The sequence below is a fragment of the Lentzea atacamensis genome (assembly GCF_003269295.1).
In the GTDB taxonomy this organism is placed as follows: domain Bacteria; phylum Actinomycetota; class Actinomycetes; order Mycobacteriales; family Pseudonocardiaceae; genus Lentzea; species Lentzea atacamensis.
The window spans coordinates 88,630-114,125 of record NZ_QLTT01000015.1 but is presented as its reverse complement, the minus strand read 5'-3'; the positions used below and the strand labels follow the sequence as shown (position 1 = coordinate 114,125).

10 protein-coding genes are annotated in these 25,496 nt (G+C 66.2%); 6 read left to right on the top strand and 4 right to left on the bottom strand.

The features are described 5' to 3' along the window. Positions 1 to 148 precede the first annotated feature (148 nt). The 6 genes from C8D87_RS42845 (at position 149) to C8D87_RS42820 (ending at position 9,409) form a co-directional block, all read left to right on the top strand. Positions 149 to 763, top strand: a complete 615-nt coding sequence (locus tag C8D87_RS42845; protein ID WP_215732651.1) for a hypothetical protein — start codon at positions 149 to 151, stop codon at positions 761 to 763. Between the two features lie 74 nt (positions 764 to 837). Further along, a complete protein-coding gene (locus C8D87_RS42840) occupies positions 838 to 2,340 on the top strand; it encodes a DUF3375 domain-containing protein (RefSeq protein ID WP_233442556.1) in 1,503 nt (500 codons plus the stop codon). Next, a complete protein-coding gene (locus C8D87_RS42835) occupies positions 2,333 to 3,004 on the top strand; it encodes a DUF4194 domain-containing protein (protein ID WP_112232269.1) in 672 nt (223 codons plus the stop codon). The genes C8D87_RS42840 and C8D87_RS42835 overlap by 8 nt, the downstream gene beginning before the upstream one ends. Beyond that, positions 3,001 to 6,345: an ATP-binding protein gene (locus tag C8D87_RS42830; RefSeq protein ID WP_112232267.1), complete on the top strand. Its 3,345-nt coding sequence runs from the start codon at positions 3,001 to 3,003 to the stop codon at positions 6,343 to 6,345. Before C8D87_RS42835 ends, C8D87_RS42830 begins: the two co-directional genes overlap by 4 nt. Continuing rightward, positions 6,342 to 7,574 (top strand): Wadjet anti-phage system protein JetD domain-containing protein, encoded by a 1,233-nt coding sequence (locus tag C8D87_RS42825; protein WP_112232201.1) that lies wholly within the window; start codon positions 6,342 to 6,344, stop codon positions 7,572 to 7,574. Before C8D87_RS42830 ends, C8D87_RS42825 begins: the two co-directional genes overlap by 4 nt. A gap of 182 nt (positions 7,575 to 7,756) precedes the next feature. Beyond that, positions 7,757 to 9,409, top strand: coding sequence for an N-6 DNA methylase (locus C8D87_RS42820; protein ID WP_233442555.1), 1,653 nt, complete (start codon positions 7,757 to 7,759; stop codon positions 9,407 to 9,409). Positions 9,410 to 9,560: 151 nt separating this feature from the next. Here C8D87_RS42820 and C8D87_RS42815 read toward each other — a convergent pair whose 3' ends face one another. From C8D87_RS42815 to C8D87_RS42800, 4 genes are read right to left on the bottom strand one after another with little or no spacing between them, the layout of a single operon-like run. Then, positions 9,561 to 11,711: a UvrD-helicase domain-containing protein gene (locus C8D87_RS42815; RefSeq protein WP_112232263.1), complete on the bottom strand. Its 2,151-nt coding sequence runs from the start codon at positions 11,709 to 11,711 to the stop codon at positions 9,561 to 9,563. A gap of 6 nt (positions 11,712 to 11,717) precedes the next feature. After that, a complete protein-coding gene (locus tag C8D87_RS42810; protein ID WP_112232199.1) occupies positions 11,718 to 15,848 on the bottom strand; it encodes an Eco57I restriction-modification methylase domain-containing protein in 4,131 nt (1,376 codons plus the stop codon). Further along, a complete protein-coding gene (locus C8D87_RS42805) occupies positions 15,848 to 18,727 on the bottom strand; it encodes a DEAD/DEAH box helicase (RefSeq protein WP_112232197.1) in 2,880 nt (959 codons plus the stop codon). Before C8D87_RS42805 ends, C8D87_RS42810 begins: the two co-directional genes overlap by 1 nt. Before the next feature lie 22 nt (positions 18,728 to 18,749). After that, on the bottom strand, positions 18,750 to 24,965 hold the full coding sequence (locus C8D87_RS42800; RefSeq protein WP_233442554.1) for a protein kinase domain-containing protein: 6,216 nt from the start codon (positions 24,963 to 24,965) through the stop codon (positions 18,750 to 18,752). Positions 24,966 to 25,496 lie beyond the last annotated feature (531 nt).

Genomic DNA, 25,496 nt, shown 5'->3' with positions numbered 1-25,496 from the left:
GGAAGTTGCGGGCAGGCAAGTCATCTGTCTGGAACGGCGGTTGAGGCGTGCACGACCTCACCCGCGCCGATGGCGCAGTGACGGCGACTCCTGTGCGCGTGGCGTTCGTGCTCGACGACGAGTTCTGGTCCCTGGATCGTTCATCCGTATGAAGATCTCCCGCTGGTACTGGTCTGGAGTCTTCGGAGAGCTCTACGGCGGCACGACCGAGACCCGCTTCGCACGCGACCTTCCCGAGCTCGTCGCGTGGGTAGCCGGCCACGGAGCGGAGCCGAGGACTGTGCAGGAAGCGCAGTTCTTCTCTAGCCGCCTCTGGACGCTGCGCACCCGCGGCTCCGCGGCATACAAGGGCCTCTACGCACTGCTCCTGCAGAACGAACCTGTCGACTGGGGCACCGGATCCGACATGTCGGACGAGAACTACTTCGACAACGCGGTCGACATCCACCACGTCTTCCCCAAAGCCTGGTGCGAGAAGCAGGGCATACCCTCCGCCGACTACAACTCGATCCTCAACAAGACGCCGCTGACCGCCCGCACCAACCGGATCATCGGCGGCCGCGCTCCCTCCGCGTACCTGCGCGGCCTCGCCAAGAGCGCCGAGACGACACCCGAACAGGTCGACCTCAACGTGCATTCACACAAGATCTCCCCCGAGGCGTTGCGCGCCGACGACTTCAGGACCGCGATGACCGCACGCGAGACCGCCTTGCTCGCCCTCATCAGCAGCGCGATGGGCAAAGACGTCCAGATCGACACGTAGGCCAGCGGACGAGTGGCATGCCCTTCAGGCGAGCAAAGGCCCTATGTCGTACTCGAGTCGTACGCTGAGTGGCGATGGGTACACGAGGCGTAGAAGGCGCTTACCAAGGCGCGCTCCGGGCGTTCCAGAACCCGATGCTCGCCCTGCTCCACCAGACACACGCACCGTTCGTGGTGACGGTGCTGGCGATGGTGTTCACCGCGGAGCGGCCGAGGGTGGCGGTCGCTGACTCACACGCGGAGATCAACGACGCTCTTGCTCAGCTACGGGCCGCGGGCTACGGCGACGAGGACAACCAGCCGCTGCCCACCGGGAATGCGCGGGACCTGTGCAGGCAGTGGGTGCAGGCGGGGTGGCTGGTGCGGCAGGTGTCCGACGACGACGTCGAGGTGTACCGGCTGTCCGCGTACGGCGTCGGTGCGCTCGAGGTCGCCGGGCGGGTCGGCGGAGTGCGGACCAGGGTGTCGGAGTCCCGGGTCAGGACGCTGCTGGAGGCGATCGAGCGGCTCGCGCAGGACGCCGATCCGGACGTGATGGCCCGGATAGCGCGCCTGCATGAGGAGATTCAGCAGCGTCAGAAGGAGCTCACGCGGCTCGAACAGGGTGGCGCCGTCGAGACCGTCGAGGATGAGCAGCTACTTGAGGCGGCTGAGAACGTGCTGCACCTGGCTCGGGAGCTGCCCGCAGACTTCGCCCGCGTGGCGGAGTCGATCAAAGCCATCCAACGCGACGTCGTCGCCGAGTTGCGGCACGACGTGCGGCCAACCGGTGAGGTGCTCCGCGAGTACCTGGCCCGCGGCCAGCGGATCCTGGACGCGACACCAGAAGGTCGTGCGTTCGCGGGGGCGTTGCGTCTGATCGGCGACCCTGCCCAGATCGATGACCTGTGGAGCCACCTGCGCACGGTGCTGCGACACCGGTTCACCCATCTGCTGCCCGAACAGCAGCGGCGGGAGCTCACCGAGATCTCGCGACGCATCGAGCAGGGCGTCAAGGAGGTGCTGACCGCGCAGCGGCAGGCTTCCCATGTGATCACCACCCAGGTCCGCAACCACGATCCGATGCGGGATCGCCAGGTGGACGAACTGCTGCGGGATGTGATGTCCGGTTTCCACAAGTGGGTTCCCGGCTCTCGCCGCGGCGAGGCTGTCGAGCCGCTCCGTCGCCTGCCGGTGGCTGACGTCGGGCACCTGCGGCAGCGGATGAGCGACCTGCGGCCACCACAGCCGCCTGCGCCGTTGCGGGAATGGGATGAATCCGAGGACACGGCGGACGCGGACACCCGCGCATGGGGTGGGCCCAGGTACGCCGAACTACGCGCGCATCTGGCGGCGTTCGCGGGCGATGCGGAGAGCGTGGACGTCACGGCCGCGTTCCGCGCGGCGGTTGAGGACATCCAGCGGCCGGTAGACCTGCTCGGCCTGCTGGAAATCGCCCATGACGCCGGTATGACCGAGACGGCCGAGGTCGCCGTGGTCGACACGGTCCGACCCGACCAGACCCGGCGTCGGTTCGCCCTCGGCGGCGTGGTGGCGGCGAACCCGGCGAGTGCTGACAGGAGCGGTGGCGATGAGTGAACCGGACGGCGCCGACGACGACTGGTCGGCAGGCACGGAGGCCGGTTTCATCGACCCGGTCTCGATGGAGGACGACCCAGCCGAATTGTTCGCCGGCGACGCGGGCACCCTGGACGCGGATGTGCGGCGGGTGCTGGTGCAGTTGTTGCGGCGCAAGTTCTTGTTGGCCGAGAAGAACTCGACGCAGTGGCGCACGTTGCTGGAGAACCAGCAGATCATCGAGTCACGGATGCATGATCTGTTCGTCCGCCTCGTGGTGGACCACGACCGGGGCGTCGCTTACAAGCAGCAGGTGCGCTCAGCGGAGCTCGACGTGCCGATCCTTCTCAAGGACGACCCCTACAACCGGGCCGAGACCTTGGTGCTCGTGCACTTGCGGACCGTCTTCCAACGCGAACGCGGCACGGGCGAGACGTCCGCGAGGGTGGACATCGAAGAGCTGGAGCAGACTGTGCTGACGTACTTCGATCCGAACGACCACAACCTGGCCCGCGGCCAGCAAGAGGTCCGCAAAGCCGTGGAGCGGCTGGTCACCGAAGGCCTGCTCACAGAGGAGTCAGCGGGCCGGTACCGGATCACCCCGATGGTGGAGGTTGTGTTGAGCACCGCGAAGCTCTCCGAGCTGGAGCAGTGGCTGCGCGGACGGAACGAGGCCACCGCATGAGCATGATCGACACGCTGTTCGGTTTGATCCCGGCAGCGTCGCGAGGCCAGCAGTGGGTGGCACGAGACCTGCAACTGGTCAACTGGGGCGGCTACGACGGGTACCACCACCTGCGACTCGCACCGGGAGCGACCCTGCTCAGTGGAGGTTCCGGCTCAGGAAAGTCGACGCTGATGGACTCCTACATCGCGTTGCTCATGCCGCACACAACGCCCTTCAACGGGGCGTCCAACGGCGGAGTCGTCGGCAGGCCCCGCGGCAAGGACCAGCGCAACATCCTCTCCTACGCGCGCGGCAAACTCGACGAGTCCCGGACCGACGGCGAGACGAAATTGCGGGTGCTGCGCGGCGACGGCCGCGACACCTGGTCCGCCATCGCGATGACATGGGCCGACCACACCGGTGCCGAATTCACCGCGCTTCGGGCCTGGTATGTGCCATCGTCCGCCCGTGGACTCGACGACGTCGTGGCGGTGCGCGCCACCTGTGACCACGGATACGAACTGCGGGCGCTGGAAGGCCCGGCAAGCAAGAAGCTCGCTCGTGCCGAGGTCACGGCAACCGGCTTGACCTGCTTCGACACCGACCGGGATTTCACCGCGCGTCTGCACACCACGCTGGGCATCGGCGCTGCGGGCGATGGGCACAAGGCGGTCGCGCTGCTGGGTCGTATCCAGGCCGGTCAGCAGATCACCACAGTCGATGCTCTGTACAAGACGATGGTCCTCGAGGAGCCGTCCACACTGGCCACCGCGGACGCGGTGGTGCAGCAGTTCGACGAGCTGTCCGGCACCCGGAAGAGAATGATCACCGCCCGCCAGCAGGTGAAGGCGTTGACCCCGATCCGCGAACACCGGCACACGATCGACGAAGCGGTGGACCGGTTGCGCCTGATCGACGAGGTCGGATCGTTCACCGACCCGTCGTCCCCTGCCGCGTTGTGGCGTCATGAGCGCCGGCTCGATCTGCTGCGCGCGGCCGAAACAGACCTTTCCCGGCGGCACCGCCGCGCGAAAGACGAACTGTCGGAGACCATCGCCCTGGTCAAGGCGACCGAAGTACAGCGCGACGGGGTGGCTGACACGCTTCGTGCTTCCGGTGGTGACCGCCTCGACACCGCCCTTCGGGAGATCCGCGGCGTGGAGCAGCGGCTGGGCGATGTCCAACGCTCGCGGGAGCGGCTGGACCGGGCACTCGCCACCATCGGTGCGACCGTGTCGACCGGGGAGGACTTCGCAGGCCTGGTCGAGACGGCGCACCGGGTGCTGGCGGATACGGACGCCAGGAGGACCGCCCAGATCCGGTTCGCCGATGCGATGACGGAGAAGAAGGAAGCCGAACGCGAGTTGGCCGAGTGGCGCGCCGAGTACACGGCGGTCAAGAACCGGCGGGGCAACATTCCGACCGAGCTGCACGCGGCTCGCGCGGCGTTGGCTGAGGCCGCCGGACTCCGCCCGGACGACCTGCCGTTCGTCGGTGAGCTGATCGAGGTACGGACGGAGTTCGAGCCGTGGCGCGAGGCGTTCAACCTGGCGCTCGGCGGATTCGCCACACGGATGCTGATCGACATCGGTCGGCTGAACTCCTTCCGCGAGGCGATCAACGCGGTGCCGACCGCGCGGCGGGTCCAGTTCGAGGGCGTGCGCACCGGTCTGCGCGACGAAATCGGACTGGACGGCAAGACACTCCCCGGCCGGCTCGACTACCGGCCGTCGCCGTTCACCGCCTGGCTCAAGAGCGAGCTCGCCCGCCGGTTCGACTACGTCTGTGTCGAAACACCGAAGTTGCTGGCGCAGCACCCAAAGGCGCTCACGATCACCGGCCAGACGTCGGAAGGTGGTCGGGGCGCACACGGCGGTCACGGTCGGCCCAACCTGCTCGGTTTCACCAACAACCGGCTGCTTGCCGACCTCGAGAACCGAATCGGCCTTGCACGCAAACGCCTTGACGATGCTGTCGGTGCTGCAACGAGGGCAGAGGAGAACCTCAACTCTTTCGAAACCAGGCGCACGGCCTACCAGACCCTGACCGAGTTGTCCTGGGACCAGGTGGACATCAAGTCCGTTCAGGCGGAACGAGTCCGCTGGAACCGCGTCATCGAGGGGGTCCGCGCAGGCAATCCGCGAATTGATGAGCTGCAGCGCCAGGTGGACGAACTCAAGGATCGGGCCAGGGAACTGACCGAGCGCGTCGGACAGCAGAAAGACAGCGTGAAGGTACTCAGTGAGTCCTGGGAGGCGACCGTCGACGAGGTGGACCGCGCCCAGCTGGCACTGGACACCGCCGCGGAGACAGGCGCCGATGTCAGCGTGGAACACCGCACGTACCTGGAGGCGCTGTTCTCCAGCGATCTGGACGGCACCACCCCTGCTGGGGTGCTCGCGGAGTTCGACGCGGCGGTGAAGCGGGCTACCGAGCGGCTGCGCGCCGACCGGCAGTCCGCGGCGGAGGCGATCGGCCGGTCGAAGAAGGCTTTGCTCGACACGTTGTCGACGTTCCTCGAGCGCTGGCCGAACCCGAACCTCGGCGTCGATGCGGACGCCTCGTACCGCGACTTCGACCGGCTGCTCACCGACTTGGAGACCAACGGCCTGCACGAGCTGGAGGCCGAGTGGCGCGACAGCTTGCTCAAACTGTCCGGCAATGACCTCACCGGTCTGGACAGCGAGCTCGCTGCCGCCGTCCGGGAGATCCGCGACCGGATCGACCCGGTCAACCGCATCCTCGCCGAACTGCCGTTCTCCGACGACAACCACCGGCTGCGGATCGACCCTCAGGAGAGCCACTCAGCGGTGCGAGCCCGGTTCCGCAAGGAGCTACGCGAAGTCCGCGCTTTCATCGACCAGGCGGCAACGGACGATGACAGGGAACGCGCCTATCACCGAATGGCCAAGGTGATCGACCGCATCCGACGCACCGCGCCTGATTTCGCCGACCTCGTCGACGTGCGCAACCATGTTCGGATCAGCGCCGAGAAACGCGATCTCGATGGTCACCACGTCGCCGTGTACGACCACATCGGCGAGAAGTCCGGCGGTGAGTCGCAGGAGCTGGTCGCGTTCATCGTCGGAGCTGCGTTGCGGTACCAGCTGGGCGACGCGGGCGCCGACCGCCCCCGCTACGCGCCCGTGTTCCTCGACGAGGCGCTGATCAAGGCGGACGCACACTTCACCGGCCGTGCCATCGGCGCATGGCGCGGCCTCGGCTTCCAACTTGTCATCGGTGCCCCCAACGACAAGCACAGCGCGATCGAACCGCACGTGGACGCGGAGTACCTGATCCTCAAGAACTCCCAGGGCCGATCCTGGGCAAAGCCCCTGGTCGGTGTTCCGGACGCATGAGCGCACTCGTCACCCCGAAGGACGCCGTAGCGGCGGTTCGCCGCAAGGTCGATCAGAAGTGGGCGGAGGCCGTGTGCGCGGAACTCGGTGTCGGCGAACAGATTGTGTTCTCGGTTCCGCTCCGCCCAGGTGTGTCGACTGGCAAGGCCGTCGAGCGGCTCGGGCACGCCGTCTGGCACGAGTGGCACATGCAGTGGCGCGAATTCGCCAGCCAGCTCCCCACCGGAGCAGAAGTCGTTCGCAAGGCGGTGACCATCCGCAGAGTCGCCGGCGATTTCCCCGCCACGCTCGTCACCGATCTGGACGGCGCCGTCGCACTCATAGCCGACACCCGTGCTGACGCTGAACCTCCAAACGTGGCCGTCGACCGCGCCCGTGCGCTCGCGTTGATGCTGCAGTCCGCCAACGCGGTCCTCTCCCCGACCACGCTCCGGGCCGTCTACCGTCTTCAGGCCGTCGACGTGGAGGTGTTGCTCAGTGCCGTGACCTGGCTACGCCAGCACCCCGATGCCGGCACGTGGACCCTGCGGCAGCTCCCGGTTCCCGGAATGCACACCAAGTGGCTAGACACCCACGGCGCACTGCTGCGCGATGCCGCCGGACGCGATGTCCGAGAAGAAGTCCGACCCCGGCTGACCGTCGTGCACCTGACCTATGTCGATCCTGAGCACATTGCGTCGGGGCGCCGCAGGCACGACGCCTGGACCACCGGCGACGTGCACGACATCGCCTATCAGCCGCGCGTCGTCCTCGTCGTCGAGAACCGCGACTCCCGCCTTTGGTTCCCACCAGTCAGAAACACGATCGTGGTCGAGGGCGGTGGCAAGGCCGCAGCCGCACTACTCGCGAACGTCCCCTGGATCCGTGCCGCAGACCACATCGTTTACTGGGGCGACATCGACGCGGACGGGTACACGATCCTCGACCAGTTCCGCGCCGCACTGGCCGAACCGGCGCCAGACGGCGCACCGGCGAGACCCGTTGCCTCCATCCTCATGAATGCCACTGACCTGCACCAGTACGCCCAACACGGCGTCAACCACGACAAGGCAGGCCGCCCCATCAAGCCGTCAGCGACAACCCTGCCGCGCCTGACCGAAGCCGAGACCACCGCGTACAACATCATCGCAACCGCCGGCCCCACCCCGTTCCGAAGGATCGAGCAGGAAGCCATCCCGCTCAGCCACGCCGCAACCCGACTACAGCAGGTCTTTCAAGGACAGGACTGATAGCTACACGGCAGGTGCGGACTGGGCTTGCCGTGCCAGCTGATCCGCAGGGCGTCGCGGGCACGGGGCCTGACTGACGAGCTCGCCCGCCCAGGTAAATCAATTCATTTGGACCAATATATGTTGGCGCTGTTAACAGATTAGACGACGGTCGAACTGCAGCCCACGTGTACGATCGTCTCGTGAACACGGACTTCGCAGATAGACCCGGACCGCTGGTGACGGCGGCCGAGATCGCGAAGCTGGCCAACGTCACACGAGCCGCGGTGTCCAACTGGCGCAAGCGGTATCCGGATTTCCCCGCCCCTGCCAGCGGAGTCGGCCGTACCGCCCGATTCGCGTTGGCAGACGTAGAAGCGTGGCTGAACAGCCAGGGAAAGACAGATGACGGCCCTTCACCCGAAGTTCTCCTCTGGCAAGCCCTGCGCGCCCGGTACGGCGACGACCTCGTCGAAGCCGTGGCCGACGTCGCGGACGAGCTTACGACGGGAAACTCGAGCGGCCTTGGACCGGACTCCCGCGCGAAGGTGCACGAGATGGCGCGGGACAGTTCACCGAACGAGGTCGTCGACGCGCTGCTGGCAAGGGTGCTCGCGTCCCCCAGCCGAGCAGGCGCCGAGCCCATGTCCACACCGCGCTTGACAGCTGCCGTGCTCCGGTTCGCCGGTCCGGCGAGGGGAAAGGTGTTCGACCCGGCCTGCGGTGTCGGGTCGTTGCTGCTCGCCTGCCGCGGATCCGACGAGGTGACGCTGTTCGGGCAGGAGTTGGATCCAAACGCGGCGCGCCTCGCCGCGTGCCGGGCGACTCTCGGTGGCGGACCTCAGGTCACGATCAGAGTCGGAGATTCACTTCGCGATGATCAGTGGCCGGACCTTCGCGCGGATCTCGTGGTGTGCGAGACACCGGTGAACGCCAGCGACTGGGGACGTGACGAGCTCCTGCTGGACAGGCGCTGGGAATTCGGTGTGCCGACCCGCGCGGAAAGCGAACTGGCTTGGCTCCAGCACTGCTATGCCCACGTGGCACCGGGTGGCCGGGCGGTCGTCGTCATGCCCGCCTCGGCCGCCTACCGCAAGGCCGGACGACGAATCCGGGCCGAACTCGTCCGCCGCGGCGTGCTCACGCAGGTCGTCGCTCTGCCAGGCGGCATGGTCCCCTCCCATCAGCAGCCGGTGCAGCTCTGGTCGCTGACGCGCCCGACCGATGGGGAACTAGTCGGCAGCCATGTCCGCATGATCGATCTGAGTGACCACGCACCGGGCGACACCCTCGAACCGGACACGGCGCACACGGTTGACGTGCCCGCCATCGACCTGCTCGACGAGGAGGTCGATCTGACTCCCGGCCGGTACGTGGCGGCGGCGCGGATCGACCACCTCGCCGACTACGAAGCCGCTCGCGCAGCGGTGGCCTCCCGGCTGGCGGAGCTCGAAACGCTACTGCCCACCATCACGGCAGGTCCAGGTTCGCTGGACAGTGCGGCGATCAAGATCGCCGATCTGGCCAGGGCCGGGCTCGTCGAGGTTTCCGGTGATGCTGTTACCTCCACCAGCGACAGGCTCGACACCGACTACCTGGCGGGGTTCGCGCGAAGCGCCGCGAACATCAAGCAGGCCACCAGTAGCAGCGGCACGTTCCGCGTGGACGTTCGAGGCGCACGCATCCCCCAGATGAGCATTGCCGATCAACGAGCCTATGGCGCGGCCTTCCGCCGTCTCGACGAGTTCGAAAGGTCCGTGACCGAACTCGCGAGGTGGAGCCGACGCGCCGTCGAGCTGGCTCGCGACGGCCTGGCTCGCGGAGCTCTGCGTCCTGGCCCGGACACCGCTGACTAGGTTCCGCGGCACGTCTTCCGCCGCAGGTGCTCGACCTGCCTACGAGGACGAGGCCGCAAGATGCCTCGCCAACGCTTGTGCGAAGGCAGCGAAGGTGACGTGCCGCGAATAGCCGCAAGCGCGGAACAGACACCCCATTTGCAAGGAGCCGTCAGTCCCACACCTGGCGTTCCGCGCCAGCGGGAAGGAACGGGCTGGCCGTACCGCTCCAGGTAACCGCGAGAGCCTCCCTTGCCCTCGTGGATGCGACGAAGAGCAGACACCGCTGCTTGAGGAGGTCGCTCTCGTACTGCCGCAGATCGACGTCAGGAGGCGTGATCTCCTTCGCGAAGGGCAGTGCCTTCTCGTTGACACCGATCACGGCCACGCACCGGAACTCCAGTCCCTTCATCGAGTGCATAGTGGCCAGCCTGACTCCGTCGACATCGGCACCCGGCTGGTCTCTGACCCGCACCGCCGGAATCCCTTCGGCGGTGAGCTGGTCGAACACCTTGTCCAAGGTCAGGTTGAACCGGGCGCACACGGCGATGTCCGCAGCCGGAACCCCCTGGGCGATCAAGTCGCGCGCCCACCCGGCGATCGCCGCGACCTCGGCCTGCTCGTTCGGGAACCCCGCCAGCCGGGGCTTCCCGCCGTGCAACAGGGACCGGTAGCCAACCAAGGTGTCGCCGCCGTCGCCACTCAGCTCGTCGACCGCGACGTCGGCCATCAGCCTGGTCGACCAGGCGAGGATCTCGGCGGTGCTGCGGTAGTTGATCCGCAGCCTGCTGCTCCGGCCGGTGACCGAGATGCCGACCGCGCGCAGCGAAACCCGGGAGTCGTAGATCCGCTGATGTGGGTCACCAGTGATGAAGAGGTCGTCCGGTCCGGCCTTGACGGCAGCGCGCAGCACTCGCCACTGAGCCGGGTGCAGGTCTTGGGCTTCGTCCACGACCACGTGGTCGTACTGGTGCTCGCCGCCAGCGAGGACGTCCGCCGCCTCGCCGCAGATCTGGAGGTGCGTGGTCTTGCCCGCCGAGCGCAACTCGGCCTTGAAAGCCTCGATCGCCGACCAGATCTGACTGCGCTGCGCAGCCCGAAGCGACGAGCCACGGCCGCGACGCTCGACCTTGAGGTACTCGTCATGGGTTCGCACGTCTTGGGCCAGCACGACGTGCCGGAACTCGCTCGCGAGGAACTGTTCGTTCCAAGGAAGGTTCTGTTGCCTGCAAACGCGCCGCCATATCTGCCGTCCATCGTTGTCCGAAATGGGAGACAGCACTCGTCCGGCGTGTTCCCGGAGGACTCGGTTCGCGAACGCGTCGACAGTCGTCACCTGCACCCTGGCAAGCTGCTCGTCATCATCGAGCAGGAACGCCAGGTTTTCGCGCAACGCCCTGGCGAGGGCGTTGGTATAAGTGGTGAGGAGAACCCGGCGATCCGGAGAACGGGAAAGCAGGTGCTTCACCCGGTGCAACGCGACCACCGTCTTGCCCGTACCGGGGCCACCGGTCACCTGCGCTGAGCCGTTGTAGGAGACGCGGTAGGCCACCCGTCGCTGTGACGGGTGGAGGAACACCCGCCAGGCCGCGAACGGCTTGTCCAGGATCTCGGCGAGTTCGTCGGGGCTGGTCACCAACGTGATACGCGTGCGCGTGTTGGTGATCGCCCTGGCCAGGCTGTCGTCCACTTCGGACGATTGATCGGCGGGCCGGCGCTCGGCTACGACATCGCGGTAGACCTCCTCGGGCGAGAACCCTTCTGCGAGGTACTGCAACACCTCGAACTGGTCCTCCGGCAGCAGGCTGCCGAACGCCTCCAGCTGCGCCCGGTCGCTGATCGCGCGCGCCGCCCGGAGCACCTGGTCGTCGATGCCGAGATCCCGCAGCACCGTGTCGGAGTGCTTCTCGAACAGCAACACCGGCGCGTTCGCGGCCGCTTGCTCCAAGGGAGGCGTCAACTGCTCGATCGCGACAACGTTGCGAACTTCGAGCGCCCGCGTGGCCGTGTTCACCGTGTAGAGCCGTTTCGCGGCCCAGGTGTATGCGTCATCGTGCGGCACGACGTTGAGCAACAGGAAGATGTCGCTCCCGTCGTCGGGTGCGAGCACGACACCGCGCCAGAAGTCGGTGATCCGAATGGTGCGCATCCGCGCATCACGAGCCTTGTCAACGGACTCGAGATGCAGCCCTTTGTCTGCGTACAGCTCGGCGATCGAGAGCTGCTGGAACTTGGACATGGCCTTGCGCACCCCGGACCTGACCTGCTTCTCCAGCTGGTCGTAGGTTTCCCAGAAGCTGTTGGCGAACGCGAGCTGCGGCATCGTCACCTACTCCGTCGGCTGGCCGTCTCGGGCGGGATGGCGCGGCCCGTGCCCCGGCGGCGGGGTGAGGTTGGAGGTGTAGTTCTCACCGTCCACGAGCGGGTTGGTGAGGCTGACGCCGGCCGCGGCCATGCGGTCGTACTCGGCGAGGATCAGCTCTTTGGTGCGGTAAGTGCCGTACTTGGCCTCGTCCTTGCGCTTGACGATCGGGAAGGTGTCGAGGATGTAGTCGACATCGTCGCGCCCGATGCCGTAGAGGTGGAAGAACAGCGCGTCCAGCTCGGCGCGGATGACAGCGCGTCGGTCTTCGTCCCAAATGAACGGAGGACCGCTCCCGTCGAGATCACGAGCGAATGACGCCATATCATAGGCGGTATATGCAAGCTCAAGGACGCGTGTAGCCACGAACGACACATGCACCGTCACCGCTTCAGGCTCTAGTACCGGAAGCTGCTTCCAAATGAAGAAGGACATACTGTTGCCGCCTATCTTTTGGCGACTTACAAAATCAAACACAAGCGAACTCTGAGCACTCAAGAGAGCGACAGCAAGAGGCGGCTCAACACGCGGCAGCTCTAGAAGAAACTTGTGTCCGACACCAACACGCGGAAGGAAAGCCGGTACAGCAGTGCGCTCATTGGTAGATGAGGTCACATCCCGCCACCCCAGCAGCCAATCGAACGACCACTCTTGCCCTACCAGGCGACTCCGAACGCCAGCTTCCTCAATCTCGAACCCTTTTCTATCCAGCTTTCCGGTTCGGACATCATCCTCTGGCACCCAACTTAGCGGGAAAGCAAGACGACCCGGCTTTGCGAGTTCGGCTTCCTCCAACGGGCGTGGCTGATTCTGCCGACTGACGGCAGTCTCACTCTTTACCACGTCGGCCGCACGATGATTGAAGAAGTCAACCATCTTAGCCTCATAGAGCGGAAGCATGCGCTGCTTACCCTTGGAGAAAATGTTGCCAACCAACCCCCAACCCTCCCGCTCCAACTCTGCACGAGTACGGAAAAAACGAGAATCATGGGCCATTTCGAACATCCTCAGGAAAGACACTCCCCAAGGGTTGCTACCATCTTGACCTCGTTCGTCCGGTTCCTTAACGAAGACAGGAACGCGGCGATAGATCGCCAAGGTGATTTCAGCGTCTCGGCGTGACCGGAAGATCGGACAGGTGCCCGTGTTGGGGTTGAGCAGGGTGATCTCTTCCGGCGACAAGGCGAACGCCTTCCCCGCCTCGTCCAGCTCGGCCGGGTCGTGAAGGAAGAACGCGAACTCGGCTGCCGGTTCACGAAGCGCCTGCCCAGCCATCGAGATGATGCAGAACTTCATCCGAGAGTCGACCGCTGGAAAGAGGCCGCCACGGTTCTCGAAGTCGTACACGGCCGTCAGTGAGCCACGCAGCACAAGATCCTTGAAGAAGTACTGGGTCCTGGCGTCGGTGGCGATCCCGGTCGGCACGATCACGCCTGCGCGACCGCGGTCACCGGTCAAGATGCGAGCGGTCTCGGAGAACACCGCGTAGGTGTTAAGGTTCCCCTTGCCCGTCAACGGAACCCGGCCCGACCGGCGCAGGAAGTGGCTCTCGGCGTAGACAGCGCGCTTGGCGTCGGCGTAGGCGTTGAACAACGGCAACGTGTCCGGATCGTTCCGCAGCGCCGCGATCAGCTTCTTCCGGGCGTCCGCCTTGCCCACCGCAGCGATATCGGGCGAGCGCTGGGCGAAGAACTCCTGTTCCTTGAGTTCGACGCTGTCCCACGGCGGGTTGCCGAGGACGCAGCTGAACCCGCCCCGCCAGCCGGTCCCCGCCAGGTCGTTGCCCGTGTCGGCGGCGAAGATCTCCGGGAACTCGAGGTGCCAATGGAAGAACCGGTACTGGTCGCGCAACCGGATGATCTCGTCGTGAGTCTCCTGCGACACGCCTTCCCCCGAAGGATCCTCCAACGCTCGGAAGACCTTCTCGGTCACGGCTCGGGGACGGTCCGTGGTCTTGACCCACATGAACGCCGCGCACCAGGCGTCTGCGAGGTGCAATGCCTCAACGTACTCCGGCGACTCCGTCCAGGATATGTACGCCTCGGCCTTTCGGCGCACTTCACGAAGCTCGTGCGAGGACCTGCCGGTGATCTGCCGGACTCTGGTGGCGAAGGCGGCGTTGGTGACCTTTTTTGGAACGTCCTCGATGTCAAAGAGGGTGAAGATCCCTTCACGTTCTTCGAGGTTAATCTTCTCGAGAGCCTTGGCAAACTTCTTGTCGTCGCCTTCGGTCGCGATGAACGCGCTGTCCGGGATGCCCCGCCGCAGCAAAGCGGGCGTGGTGCCCAGCAAGGCGTTGCCGCACTTGATATGGGCGTCGAGGAAGTCCAGCGGCTTGCCGGGGACGAGGGCTTCCAGCCACAGCGACACCTTCGCGAGCTCCACCGCCATCGGGTTGAGGTCGACGCCGTAGACACAACGCGCGATGACCTCGTGCAGCGCCTCTCGCACTGCTGCCGTGACAGGTTCAGGATTGCGTTCGCGCACGGCGGCAACACGCTTGGCGATCCGGCGAGCTGCCGCAACCAGGAAATGTCCTGAACCGCAGGCGGGATCGCACACCGTCAGCGACAGCAGCTCGTTCACGATTGCATCGGCGGGGTCGGCCTGCCCGGCGGCTGAGGCTGCCAGTTCACCGCGCTTCACCACGTCGTCGATAACTGGGTCCAGCGTGGTGTCCAGCAGGCATTCGATCAGCGACGACGGCGTGTAGTAGGAACCGGTCGTCTTGCGGCTGTTGCCCGCGATCTCCACCAGTTCGAAGGTGCGGTCCACCGCACTGTGCCGCGGGACGAGCTCCAGCAGCGACTCGTAGATGGACCCCAGCTCCTCGGCGTCTAGGTGCCGGTAATCCACCGCCCTAACCCGCCGTGAGCCGATGTCGCGCACCTGCGCGAGGTGCCTGACCGCCGCCAGCAGGTACTCGTTCGAGCACGCAAGACCATCGAGCACCTGGTCGGCCGGCGACGGGTCAAAGATGCCGCCGAGGCCTGGTAGGCCCAGCTCGGGGCGGCCATTCTCGTCACCGAGAGCGGACAGAACGATGTACAGCGCCTGGTAGAGGTCATCATGGCTGGTACCGCGACGCCTTCGCGCGTGAGCACGCAGTCTCGCCGTCGAGAAGTAGGCGGCGTACCGTTCTCGAGCCTGGTCGGTGGCATCCGGCGCGTGCAGGACTCCCCGGTCCTCGGCCACGAAGACGAAAAGCAGGCGGTACACCAGCCGCAGCAGTCCGTTGTGGAGCGCGGTGACGTCAAGGTTCGCACGCAGGCCGGAATTGGCCGGATGGCGGAGAAAACCGGTGCCCAGGGTCGTGATCGCTTGCTGAACACCGTCCCGGAGCTGGTCGAGCGCGCGGGTGCCGGACGTGATCGCGTCGAGACGCCACTTCTCCAGCCAGCAGGCCGCGGCCGGAGAGCCCTCTGGCACGGCGAAGCGGGAGACGTGCAGCAGCCGGTACAGCAGCACGAACTCACTGAACAGCTCACCGTCGAAGATCGCCTCCAGGTCGAACTCGACGTATGAAGCCGTGGCCAGCGCACTGGAGTCACGCAGCAATCGCAGCTGCCTGCCGTTGGTGAGAACTCCCCAGAGATGCGCGTCGGTGCGGTTCAGGCACTCCTGGACCAGAGACTGTGGTGGCACCGTGCCCGCGCCACCCGACCTTTTGTCCAATGTGGACTGCCAGGGCGCGAGGTGGATCGGGATGTGGTTCCAGCGGTGGCTGATCGCGAAGCTCTTTTCGTCGCCGTCGGCGACGATGCCGGAGGTACCGATAGCGGTCAGTTCACCGAAGCCGAGTTCGGCGAACAGCGGCAACAACCACTCAATGATCGCCCGGCCGGTCGGATCAGCCGGCGTGTCCTGTTCCGGCGCAACCGGCAAGTGCGCACGCAGCTCCGTCCAGGCGGCCCTGAGGTAGTCCCAATGGCGCTCGGCCTCGTCACGCACGGACCGTGAGCCGAGCACGCGGTAGTCGGCAGGCATGCACCCCCGGACGTCCTTGCCTTCGGCGATGCGCAAGAGCATGTCCGCAGGCAGCAGGCCGCCGATGGTGTCGACAGCGGGGAAGACCTGGTTGCGGGTTACGGCGGACATCAGGCAGCACCTCCAGCGACCGGCAGGTAGACGTAGGCACCGAGGATGTCGGCAGGCTTCTGTGCCGTCACGTGCACACCGCGGACGATCTCACCGGACGCACTGCGGACCCGCCGGTGCGACGCGAGCAACTCGGCGGCGAGTTCGTCACCGAAGGACGCCAGGTGCCCGGCGGTCTCCGGCAGTCCGTCGAGCACCCTGGCCATGGTGCGATGACCGAACGCCGGGTCGGTGTTCTCGTCGGCCGTCAGTTCGAGCAGCGCCTGGGCCTGGTCCGCGGTGAGCCATCGGGCATTCGCCGGCGCGCCCTCGAAGGCGAGCAGCCGGGCGTCTTCCGCGACCAGTTGCCGCTCGCCTGAACGGGACGGCAGCGTGAGGTGGAACCGATACCGGACGACCAGCAGTGTCGTCCTGGTCTGGACACCCTTCGTCCGGATCACCCCGCATCGGCGAGCCGGCCTCGGGCCTGAGATCTTCTCGTCGAACGCGGAGTTGAGGACGTACCCGGCCAGCGCGCCCACCACCGGATCGGTGCGCACGAGAGCCGCCTCACCGCGGGCCACCGCGGCGCTGGTGCGGAACGCGACCGGCTTGTCCAGGTCACCTCCGACGACCGGTGCGAGCGCGTCCCTCAGTCCCGCCGGGGTACCGGACACGTCAGCGGTGAAGCCGTCGCCGTCTGGGCGGAGCACGGCGTCGAGCGAACCGAGCGCCTGCCGGACGAACCCGCGGACTTCACTCGCGCGCCCCAGTGCGTCCCGTACCGCCGCCACCTCCCTCGCGACCTCCTCCGGCCTGATCGTCCGTTGGGCGAACCGGGACCGCGAGGCCTTCTCGCGCTCAGCCGCGGACTGCCACTCCGCATCGACGGCGGCAGCCCGTTCGCGCACCGTCTCAACCTCGAACAAAGTTGCTTGTTCCGGACGCCGGTCCCTCAGGAACAACCACTCCACGATCGCATCGGTCACTCCGGACGACATCTCGTCAGGCACCGACACCGAGATGCCGAGGTCTTTCCTGATCTGCCGGTGCTTCTTGATCAGAACTTCCAACACCTTGCCGTCGATGCCGTTGTCACTGCCGTAGAGCGTGACGACCCGAACGACATCGGTCTTCTGGCCGAAGCGGTCGACGCGCCCCTCTCGCTGGTCGTGCCGGGTCGGGTTCCACGCCAGGTCGTAGTGGACGACGGCGTCGAAGTTGTGCTGGAGGTTCACGCCTTCGGAGAGGCAGTCGGTCGCCACCAGGACTCGCCGCGCGCCAGGCCCTCGCGATTGGTCTGCGAGCTCCTCGATCCGCTGGATCCGCTGCTGAGGGGACAGCGTTCCGGTCACCGCTCGGACGAAGGTCTTCTTGCCCAGTGCTTCCGGCAGGTGCTCGGCCACGTACTCCGCGGTCGGGATGTAGCGGCAGAAGACAATCGGGTTGTACCCCTTGCTGAGCAATGCCTGCAGGTGCTTGACCAGGGCGGCGAGCTTCAAGTCCTCCGCTGGGCCTTCGAGGGCCGCCGCTCGGTCAGCGAGCTCTCCCAGCCGAGCACCCGGCTCGTCCAGCTCCGCACCGGGAGCGACGTCAAGCCCTTCCAGCGCGTCGCTGTCGGCGGAGTCCCTGGTGAGAGGTGCACCGAGCAGATCGGCCTCCTCCACCGTCGAAGCCGCGGCCGCGGCCGAGCGAGTCCGCAACGTCTGTGCCGCGGCTCGCGGTGACGAGACCAGGGACCGCAGCAGCGCGATCGCCGACCACCAGGCGATGCGGGCCTCGCGCTTGCCGCGATCACCTGCGGCACTGACTCGTTCCCCTGCGTAGGCGATGGCGTCGTCGAGCAGCGCGCGGTAGGCCGGGGACAGCTGGTAGGTCTCGTCCTTGAACTCCCGGTCCGCCGGGAACACGGTGTCCTCACGCAGGCTGTCGTCGGCGAGTCCGTCCTTTGTGGAGAGGAACTGCCGCACGTCGGCCCGCTTGCGCTGCACGAAGTGACCGGCCAGCAGGCGCCTGCCCGCGTCGGTGTCGAGTTCCGCGGTGGCGAGCTCGGGCCTGACCAGACCCAGGAGGGCGCGGAATGCGCTCTCCTTGCCGCTGTGCGGCGTAGCGGTCACCAGGAGGAGATGCCGATCGGGGTCGCCCGCGATTCGCTGCAGGAGCCCGTAGCGCAGCTGGCTCTGCGTCGAAGAGGTCTCGTCCGCGGTGACACAGGTGTGCGCCTCGTCGACGATCACGAGGTCGGGACAGTGCTTGACGAAGTCGTCGCGGTGACGGGTCGACTTGATGAAGTCGGTGGAGACCACCACGTTCGGATGACGGTCGAACAGCGACTGCCCGAGGTCCAGCTTGCGCTCCAGTTTGGACACGGTGGAGGCGAGGACGAGCTCGGCGTCGATGCCGAACTTGGTCCGCAGCTCTTGCTGCCACTGCTCGGCCAGAGCGGGTGAGCACAGCACGGCGAGCCGGCGCGCACTGCCTTGGGCGAGCAGCTCGCTCGCGATCAGACCGGCCTCGACGGTCTTGCCGATCCCGACGTCGTCGGAGATCAGCATGCGCACGGTCTTCTGCCGCAGGGCCATCATCAAGGGCACGAGTTGGTACGCGCGTGGTTCGACCGCGATTCCGGCGAGCGACCGGAAAGGCCCTGCGCCTGACCGGAAGCCGATTCGCAGGGCGGAGCGCAGCATCCCCGCAGCCAGGTCGTCACCCAGGTCGTCGGGAGAGGGCGGGGGGAACTCCGCCGACCTGACCTCCTCGAAAGCCGGAAAGACCGCTGCCACGTCGTCGTCCGAGCCGCCGAGCGGCCGCAGGACCAACATGTCATCGGCGCTTTCGGGCAGTACCACCCAGTCGCGGCCGCGCGCGGAAACCAGCGAGCCTGCGGTGTAAGTGCTCATCTGTTGCTGTTCTCTTCCGTCGTCAAACGCCCGCGATGCGGCCGAAGTAGCGTTCGCACTCACTCACGATGGCGGCCCAGTCGCCGTCGTGGGGAAACCTGACCACGTCCCAACCCGCGTCTTCCAGGCGGTTCTCAGCCTCCGCATCGCGTTGCGCGACCTCGGTGTATTGGTGCACGGGGCCGTCGACGAACACCGCCACGTTCACGCCGGGCAACCGGTAGACGTAGTCAGGCCGGGCGAGCGCCTCGGCGATGAACGGCTGGGCTTCGTCGGGAAGCCTCAGGCCGTGCTCCTTGAGCCAGGTGATCAACCGCTGCTCCAGCCCGGTTTCCGACTGCTGTGACAACCGCTCCAACTGCTCGGTGCGGGACTCGCCCCGGCCGGTCGCCTCCGCACGGGCACCGGCAAGTCTCAGGAGCAACGCGCGCACTGAATGGCGGTCGATCATGCCGTGGCTGCCTTGGTTGCCGTAGGTGAGCAGGCACTCGTAGCAGCCTCGCGCACAGAGCCGTTCCGGGTGCGGGCCACCGAGGTCTGTGCCGTCCGGGGCGAAGTGGCAGATCTCTAGCGCCCTGGCTGCGGCTTGCCGGAGTGCGTCGGGGTCCGCTTGCAGCAGGCGCAGGACGCCCGCACCACCTTCCGCCGCTTCGGTGAACAGGAACCGTTCGCGGGGCCCCTGATCAGGCGGGAGCAGTTCGCTGGTCAGCTCCGAGTCCTCCAGCTCGAACTCGGCCTCGATGCCGCGCTCCAGCGCGTACATCAGGGACAGTGCGACCGGCTCGTCGAGCGGCTCGGCGAGCTTGAAGACCAACACGTTCCGGCGGTCCTCCACGTACGGGATAACCCGCTTCCTGTGTCGCTTCTCGTTACCGTCGCTGTCGATCACCGGCAGCTCGCTGGAGTCCCCGGAGGCTTCGCCGGCCTCGCGTTCGTTCAGCCAGCGACCGTCCGCGGGGTCGAGCCAGTAACCCGGCGGTTCGTCCTCCCGCGCACGCACCCGGCCAACGTTGGTGATCCGCACCGTTGCCGAATCCCCGTAGATGACCGTTGCGATCAGGCCGTCCGCATCCGAAACCAGGGCGTCCCTCCGCCCAGGGCGGGCACCGTGGTCGTGGAAGCGGTACGACGTCACCAGGCGGAAGCCGGCCCGGCGCCGCTCCTCCTCATCCGAGGAGATCCGTTCACGCTTGCGGGTGTAGACCGTGTGCAGTTGCAGCAGGCCGGTCGTATTGTCCCTCAGCGGCTCATCGCACATCTGGCATCGGCTGGCCGACTCCACGACGTCGTGGTGGTAACCGCAGGCACCACAGCGCTTTGCGCTCGTGGTGACCAGGTCGCCACTCGCGTCGGGCGTCAGCTGGATACGGGTGACCTGGTACCGGCTTCCTTCGTGGTAGATCAGCGCTCCTGGGCCGAACTCGCGAATGGCCAGGAAACGCGGGCGCTGGAGGTAGTCGCCGTCACCGAAGCGACGTCCTGAGGTGGGCACGTAGGCAGCGAGCGGAAGTCGGGGGAACGAATAGCCCGGCAGGAACCCCTCACTGGCGAGATAGCGGTAGGGGTTGAAGTCGGACAACACCGACTTGCTGTCGGCGGTGTCGTTCTTGAGCAGGTTGAGTTGGGTCTCCGCCTCGCGTCGGCGGGCGCTGGCGATGTCGTGGTCGCGTTTGGACAGTGTGTGGTCGAGCACTCGGCGGTTCTGCTCGGCTTGGTCGACCAGAGCGGCCTTGAACAGCTGCCGCCACCGGTCGAACGCCTCGTCAAACCGTTCACCTGCGACACGGACGGTTTCCTCGATCCACTGCGGATGCCACCACGAGGTCTCGGCGAACTCGGCTCCCATCGCATCGAACACGCGATGCGCCGCCTCGACGGTCCGTCGTTGTGCTTGCGGGTCACGGCGTCCCACATCGATGTCGTCGTGCAGGCGCAGCTCAGGATTGGGAAGGCGGGTGTCCTCGCGGTAACTGATGTCGATGATGTCGGGAATCGCCCGCCCCAGCTTGAGTCCCGACTCGGCCAACCAGATGGCGTGCACGTGCGAGCGCACCAGGTCCTCGTTCGTCAGGTCCAGTCGAGGCCGGGTGATGATGCCGGAGACCATCCGGTCGGAGCGGCGGAAGTAGTACTGGTCGTGACTGTTGCCGGTGGCGCAGTAGGTGGTGACCAGCGCGGGCTGGCCCGACCGGCCTGCCCGGCCACTGCGCTGCGCGTAGTTGGCAGGAGTCGGCGGAACGTTGCGCAGCATGACGGCGTTCAGCTCGGCGATGTCGACACCGAGTTCCATGGTCGGCGAGCAGTACAGCAGTTTCAGGTCGCCTCTGCGAAACGCTTCTTCGCGCTGCTCGCGCCTTTCCGGATCGACCTGCGCGGTGTGTTCAAGAGCGGCCAGACCGCTGAGCGCACTGCCGGCCTCTCGATACAGATCGCGGAAAAAGGTGTTGACCCTTGGGCCGTCCCCGCTGGCATAGGTGCGGGTCAGCGGGTCGTGCGAACCCGTTTCGCCAGTTCCGGCCTGCCAGATCAGGGTTCTCGCCGCGACACGGTAACCGGTGGCGCTCGACCCCGTACCTCTCCGGAACCGCCCGGAGCGTTGCGGGGCAACGTCGACTCGCTCGACGAGCCCGGCTTCGGCGAGCAGTTCCAGCAGTTGCTCGATCACCTGCGCGGCATCGTCCGTCGACAGGCCCTTGAAATGCTCACGACGCAGGTACTTGCCGAACTTTCCGCGGCCGGACACGAACAGGCTCGACCGGCTCACCCCCGGCCGGGAACTCCCTGGAAAAGCCGTTCCCACCTGCGGCTGGTCACTCGTCGACAAAATCCAGGGATCAACGAGGCGCTCCTCGCTGGCACGCTGCAGGGAGTCGAAATCATCGCGGAAGTACTGCACGTCGATGGCGAGGTTGCGGCGCAGGTGGTCGAGCAGGGTGCGGAGGATCTCCGCTCGGCGGTCCGGCTCAGCGTCACGGATGCTCGGGTGCGTGCCGGCCCATCGGTCGTTCGAGCCGGCGAGCCACTCGAGGTCCTCGTACTGGATCCGGAGCAGTCCGGTCTGCTCCAGGTTCGGCATCGTGACCCGCCAGCCACGTTGAAGATCGAGATAGAGCCGGAAGGCGATGACGTCCTGCAACGTCTTGGCAGCACGGGTGCGCAATCCCGGAGCGAGGTCGTCAGCCCCCTTCGCGTAGTCGGCCGGTGTGAGGCCGAGTGCACCAGCAACCCGCGACGACAGTTCCTCGTGCCGAACGCCCGCCTCCCCGGCGGCCACAACCGCGCGGTACAACGCTCCGCGCAACTGCGTGATCTGCACGAAGTCGTTGAAATGCCCCGCCTGCAGCGACGCGTCCTGACGGTTGTCGACAAACGTCAACAGCTTGCGCGCTCGCTTGCTGAGCGCTTCCTCCGGGACTGCTTTGAGCGAGCGGACGATCGACGCGGACACCAGGGACGTGGCTGACGACCGTCCCTCCTGGTCCAGGGTAGCCAACTTGGCGAAGTCCTTGCCCCGCGTCTGCTCGTAGCTGACCGAGCAGTGCAGGCAGAACAGGAACGGCGCCGGGATGAACGCGACGGCGAGCCCCGCTGCCACCTCCTTGCCGTACGGATCAACGTTGATGGAAATCGGGAGCCTCGGCCGATATGACTCACGCACGCGCTCGTTGCTGTGGTCATCCGTTTCCAGCCAGGACTCGGGCAGCCGGCGACCGTCGATCGCCTGATCCGTGGTGGCGGGCCAGGGCCGATCCGCATCGAAGTAGAGGTAGCCGTCGCCCGCACGTCCACCCGTTGCCGAGGTGTCCCGCCTGGGCTCGTAGCGAACCGTGCCGTCTTTGACCGTCCGCCACACGGTCAGGTACTCCTGCCCGCACTCACGGCAGAATGCCAGCGGCAGCAGGATCTTGCCGTCAGAGCCGGGCAGCACGCGCTGGTAGTCGCGAGTCAGGTGGCGCGATGCCTTGTCTTCAAGCGTGACGTAGACGGTGTCGCCCTTCGACAGGAACTGGTGCAGCCGGAACGCGAACAGCGGACGGTCCGTCACCGGATGCCGTGCCTCCGAACCCGCTTTGAGCGTCCGCTGGATCGCTTCCTTGCAGACACGCACGCTGAGCCCTCTCGCGTCGGCGAGCTCGCGGGCAGCATCTTCGATCTTGGCGGGCTTCTGCCGGACCAGACGCCCGGTGGTGTCCGTTCGCAGCCCGAAGCGCGTCTCGATCCAGGACGCGAGAGGATCGGTCACGAGGTCCGCATACGCACGTGGCGGTTCAAGTACTCGAAGCCGTCCGATCGGAACAGCGCCGTCGTCACCACTGGTGGCGCGCACAAGCGTCTCGCCGATGACGTTGTCCGGTCGCACTTCGGCGCCGAACAGCATCGTGGCCACATCGGCAACGACATTTCGCTGATCGTCGAACGTGTCTTCGCTCGACATGGTGGCGGAGGTGCCGATGCACTGGAGCCCGTCTGCTTCACACGCGTCACGAACCCTGCGGATCAACAGCGCTACGTCAGCCCCTTGCCGGCCCCGGTAGGTGTGCAGCTCGTCGAAAACCAGGAACCGCAAACCCTTCGCCATTCTGATCAGCGATTTCCGGTCGTCCGGTCGGGTGAGCATCAACTCCAGCATGACGTAGTTCGTCAGCAAGATGTCCGGCGGGTTGTCGCGGATCTCCTTGCGGCGCTCGTCGGTTTCCTGGCCTGTGTAGCGGGCGTAGGTGATCGGCTCGTGGCCCTTGCCGTAGCCGTCGAGCAGGAACTTGTCGAGCTCCTTGAGCTGGCTGTTGGCCAGGGCGTTCATCGGGTACACGATGATCGCGCGGACCCGCCTGCGTGCGGATGGTCCCGCCTCAGCCCGTTCCTTGAGCACTCGGTCGACGATCGGGATGATGTAGGAGAGCGACTTGCCGGACCCAGTTCCTGTGGTCAGCACGTAGGAACGGCCCGCATCCGCGATGTCGATCGCTTCGCGTTGGTGACGGTGCAGGGTCAGAGGACGACCGTCGCACACGGTGCCACCCTCCGTCTTGCCAGCCTGGAAGATCCGCGCGCATTCGTTGTGCAACACACCATCGCTGACCAGCTCGAGCACCGTTCCCCCGGAAGCGAAGAACGGGTTCAACGACACCCACGGGTCCGGCCACTGCGACTTGCTGTCCAGGTCCTGCCGGACGAACTCGGCGATCTCGTCGTCGCGAATGATCGTGCCGCCCTCGGTGAAGGCCCGGTAGTCGGCGATCAACTTCTCGTGCACTGCGAAGACGTCCATTCCGGATGTCTTCACCACTGCACTGGATGCGGACTCCACGGTCACGCTCTGCGCTCCGGGCCTCGCCTCGAGCCAAGCGACGGGGTTCAGGGAATCCCAACCTGGGACTCCCTCGGCGCCCACCGCAAGTGGCAACAACGCCTCACGAACCGCGACGGCGTCAGCGGGGCGGCTCGCCGGACTCTTCGCCAAGAGCTTCTCGATCAGCAGCGCCAGCGCTTCCGGCGTGTCCGAGCGCATGAGCTTGATCGACGGCGGTTGCTGCTTCAGATGCTTTTCGCCGAGCCCGTGCGCGGATTCGCTGTGAAACGGTGGAACACCGCTCAGCAGTTCGAACAAGACGCAGCCCAACGCGTACAGGTCGGCCGCTTGGGTGACGGAGGCGGCCTCGAACTGCTCAGGTGCCATGTACCGAGCCGTACCGACCGTGACACCGCTGCTGGTCAGCTTCCCGTCCCCAGCATCATCAATGATGCGACCCATGCCGAAGTCGAGGACCTTCACACCGCCGCCCTGGACGAGCATGACGTTGGCCGGCTTCAGATCTCGGTGAACGACATTCACCGCGTGCGCTGCGGAGAGACCATCGGCAATCTGCGCGCCGATCGCCGCAACCCAGGAGACAGGCAGCTGCGGCTGCTCGTCCACGAGGTCGCGAAGCGTGCGGCCGTCCAACAGCTCCATCGCCAGATAAGGAAACTGGTCGACACCACCGGCCAGCAGGCGCGGGAGGTTGGAGTGATCAAGCTTGCGCATGATCCGGACCTCGCGCTCGAATCGCCGAACGGCCTTCTCGTCGAATCCCGAGACGAGCACCGCGCCTGATTGGCCGCGCAGGACGAGCTTTACAGCAACATCTCTGCCCGCGCTCTCCAGGTCTTCCGCGCGGTACACCTCGCCCATGTTGCCTTTGCCGATCGCAGCCGTCAGCCGGAACCGGCCAGCCACGAGGTCCATCTCCGGCTTCACACTCCCACCCTCCCGCGCTCGCCGACCGTGAACGGCCCACTCGCCCTACGTCGTCACGACGCCCCCGCATGTAACAGAAGTACACGATATCACCATCTCAACTGCTACTCAATCTGTTAACGACGCCAACAGACTCCACCTTGAGACCGGACCGCACTCCGTTCAAAAGCACAGGTGGCGCAGCACGGTGGCGCCGGAGATCGATAGAACCCTTCTACGAGCTTCGCGCAGAAGTCGGATGCGGACACTCAGGTCTCAAGCGAGCAGGTTGGACTGCAGTTCTGCGCGGATGACGATGAGGCACCATCGGTCAGAGCTGCATGCCGACGCAGTAGCGCTGCCCCGGAACTTCGGCCTGCAGCGCTACGGACTCCGATGGGAGAGTCGCGCACAGCGGTCAGGTACGGAGGATCACCGACATGGACGACGGACGCAAGCAGCAGGCAACGCATCTACCTGCGACTATGCGATCGCGCCATGAGAGCGCACCTCGTCGTCGAAAACAAAGACATGACGCCCCTGTACTGAGAT

Bases quoted from the DNA above. Each gene is read 5' to 3' on its own strand.
- C8D87_RS42815 (WP_112232263.1), bottom strand. From the start codon at position 11,711: ATGCCGCAGCTCGCGTTCGCCAACAGCTTCTGGGAAACCTACGACCAG.
- C8D87_RS42805 (WP_112232197.1), bottom strand. From the start codon at position 18,727: ATGAGCACTTACACCGCAGGCTCGCTGGTTTCCGCGCGCGGCCGCGAC.
- C8D87_RS42830 (WP_112232267.1), top strand. From the start codon at position 3,001: ATGAGCATGATCGACACGCTGTTCGGTTTGATCCCGGCAGCGTCGCGA.
- C8D87_RS42845 (WP_215732651.1), top strand. From the start codon at position 149: ATGAAGATCTCCCGCTGGTACTGGTCTGGAGTCTTCGGAGAGCTCTAC.
- C8D87_RS42825 (WP_112232201.1), top strand. From the start codon at position 6,342: ATGAGCGCACTCGTCACCCCGAAGGACGCCGTAGCGGCGGTTCGCCGC.
- C8D87_RS42840 (WP_233442556.1), top strand. From the start codon at position 838: ATGGGTACACGAGGCGTAGAAGGCGCTTACCAAGGCGCGCTCCGGGCG.
- C8D87_RS42810 (WP_112232199.1), bottom strand. From the start codon at position 15,848: ATGTCCGCCGTAACCCGCAACCAGGTCTTCCCCGCTGTCGACACCATC.
- C8D87_RS42835 (WP_112232269.1), top strand. From the start codon at position 2,333: ATGAGTGAACCGGACGGCGCCGACGACGACTGGTCGGCAGGCACGGAG.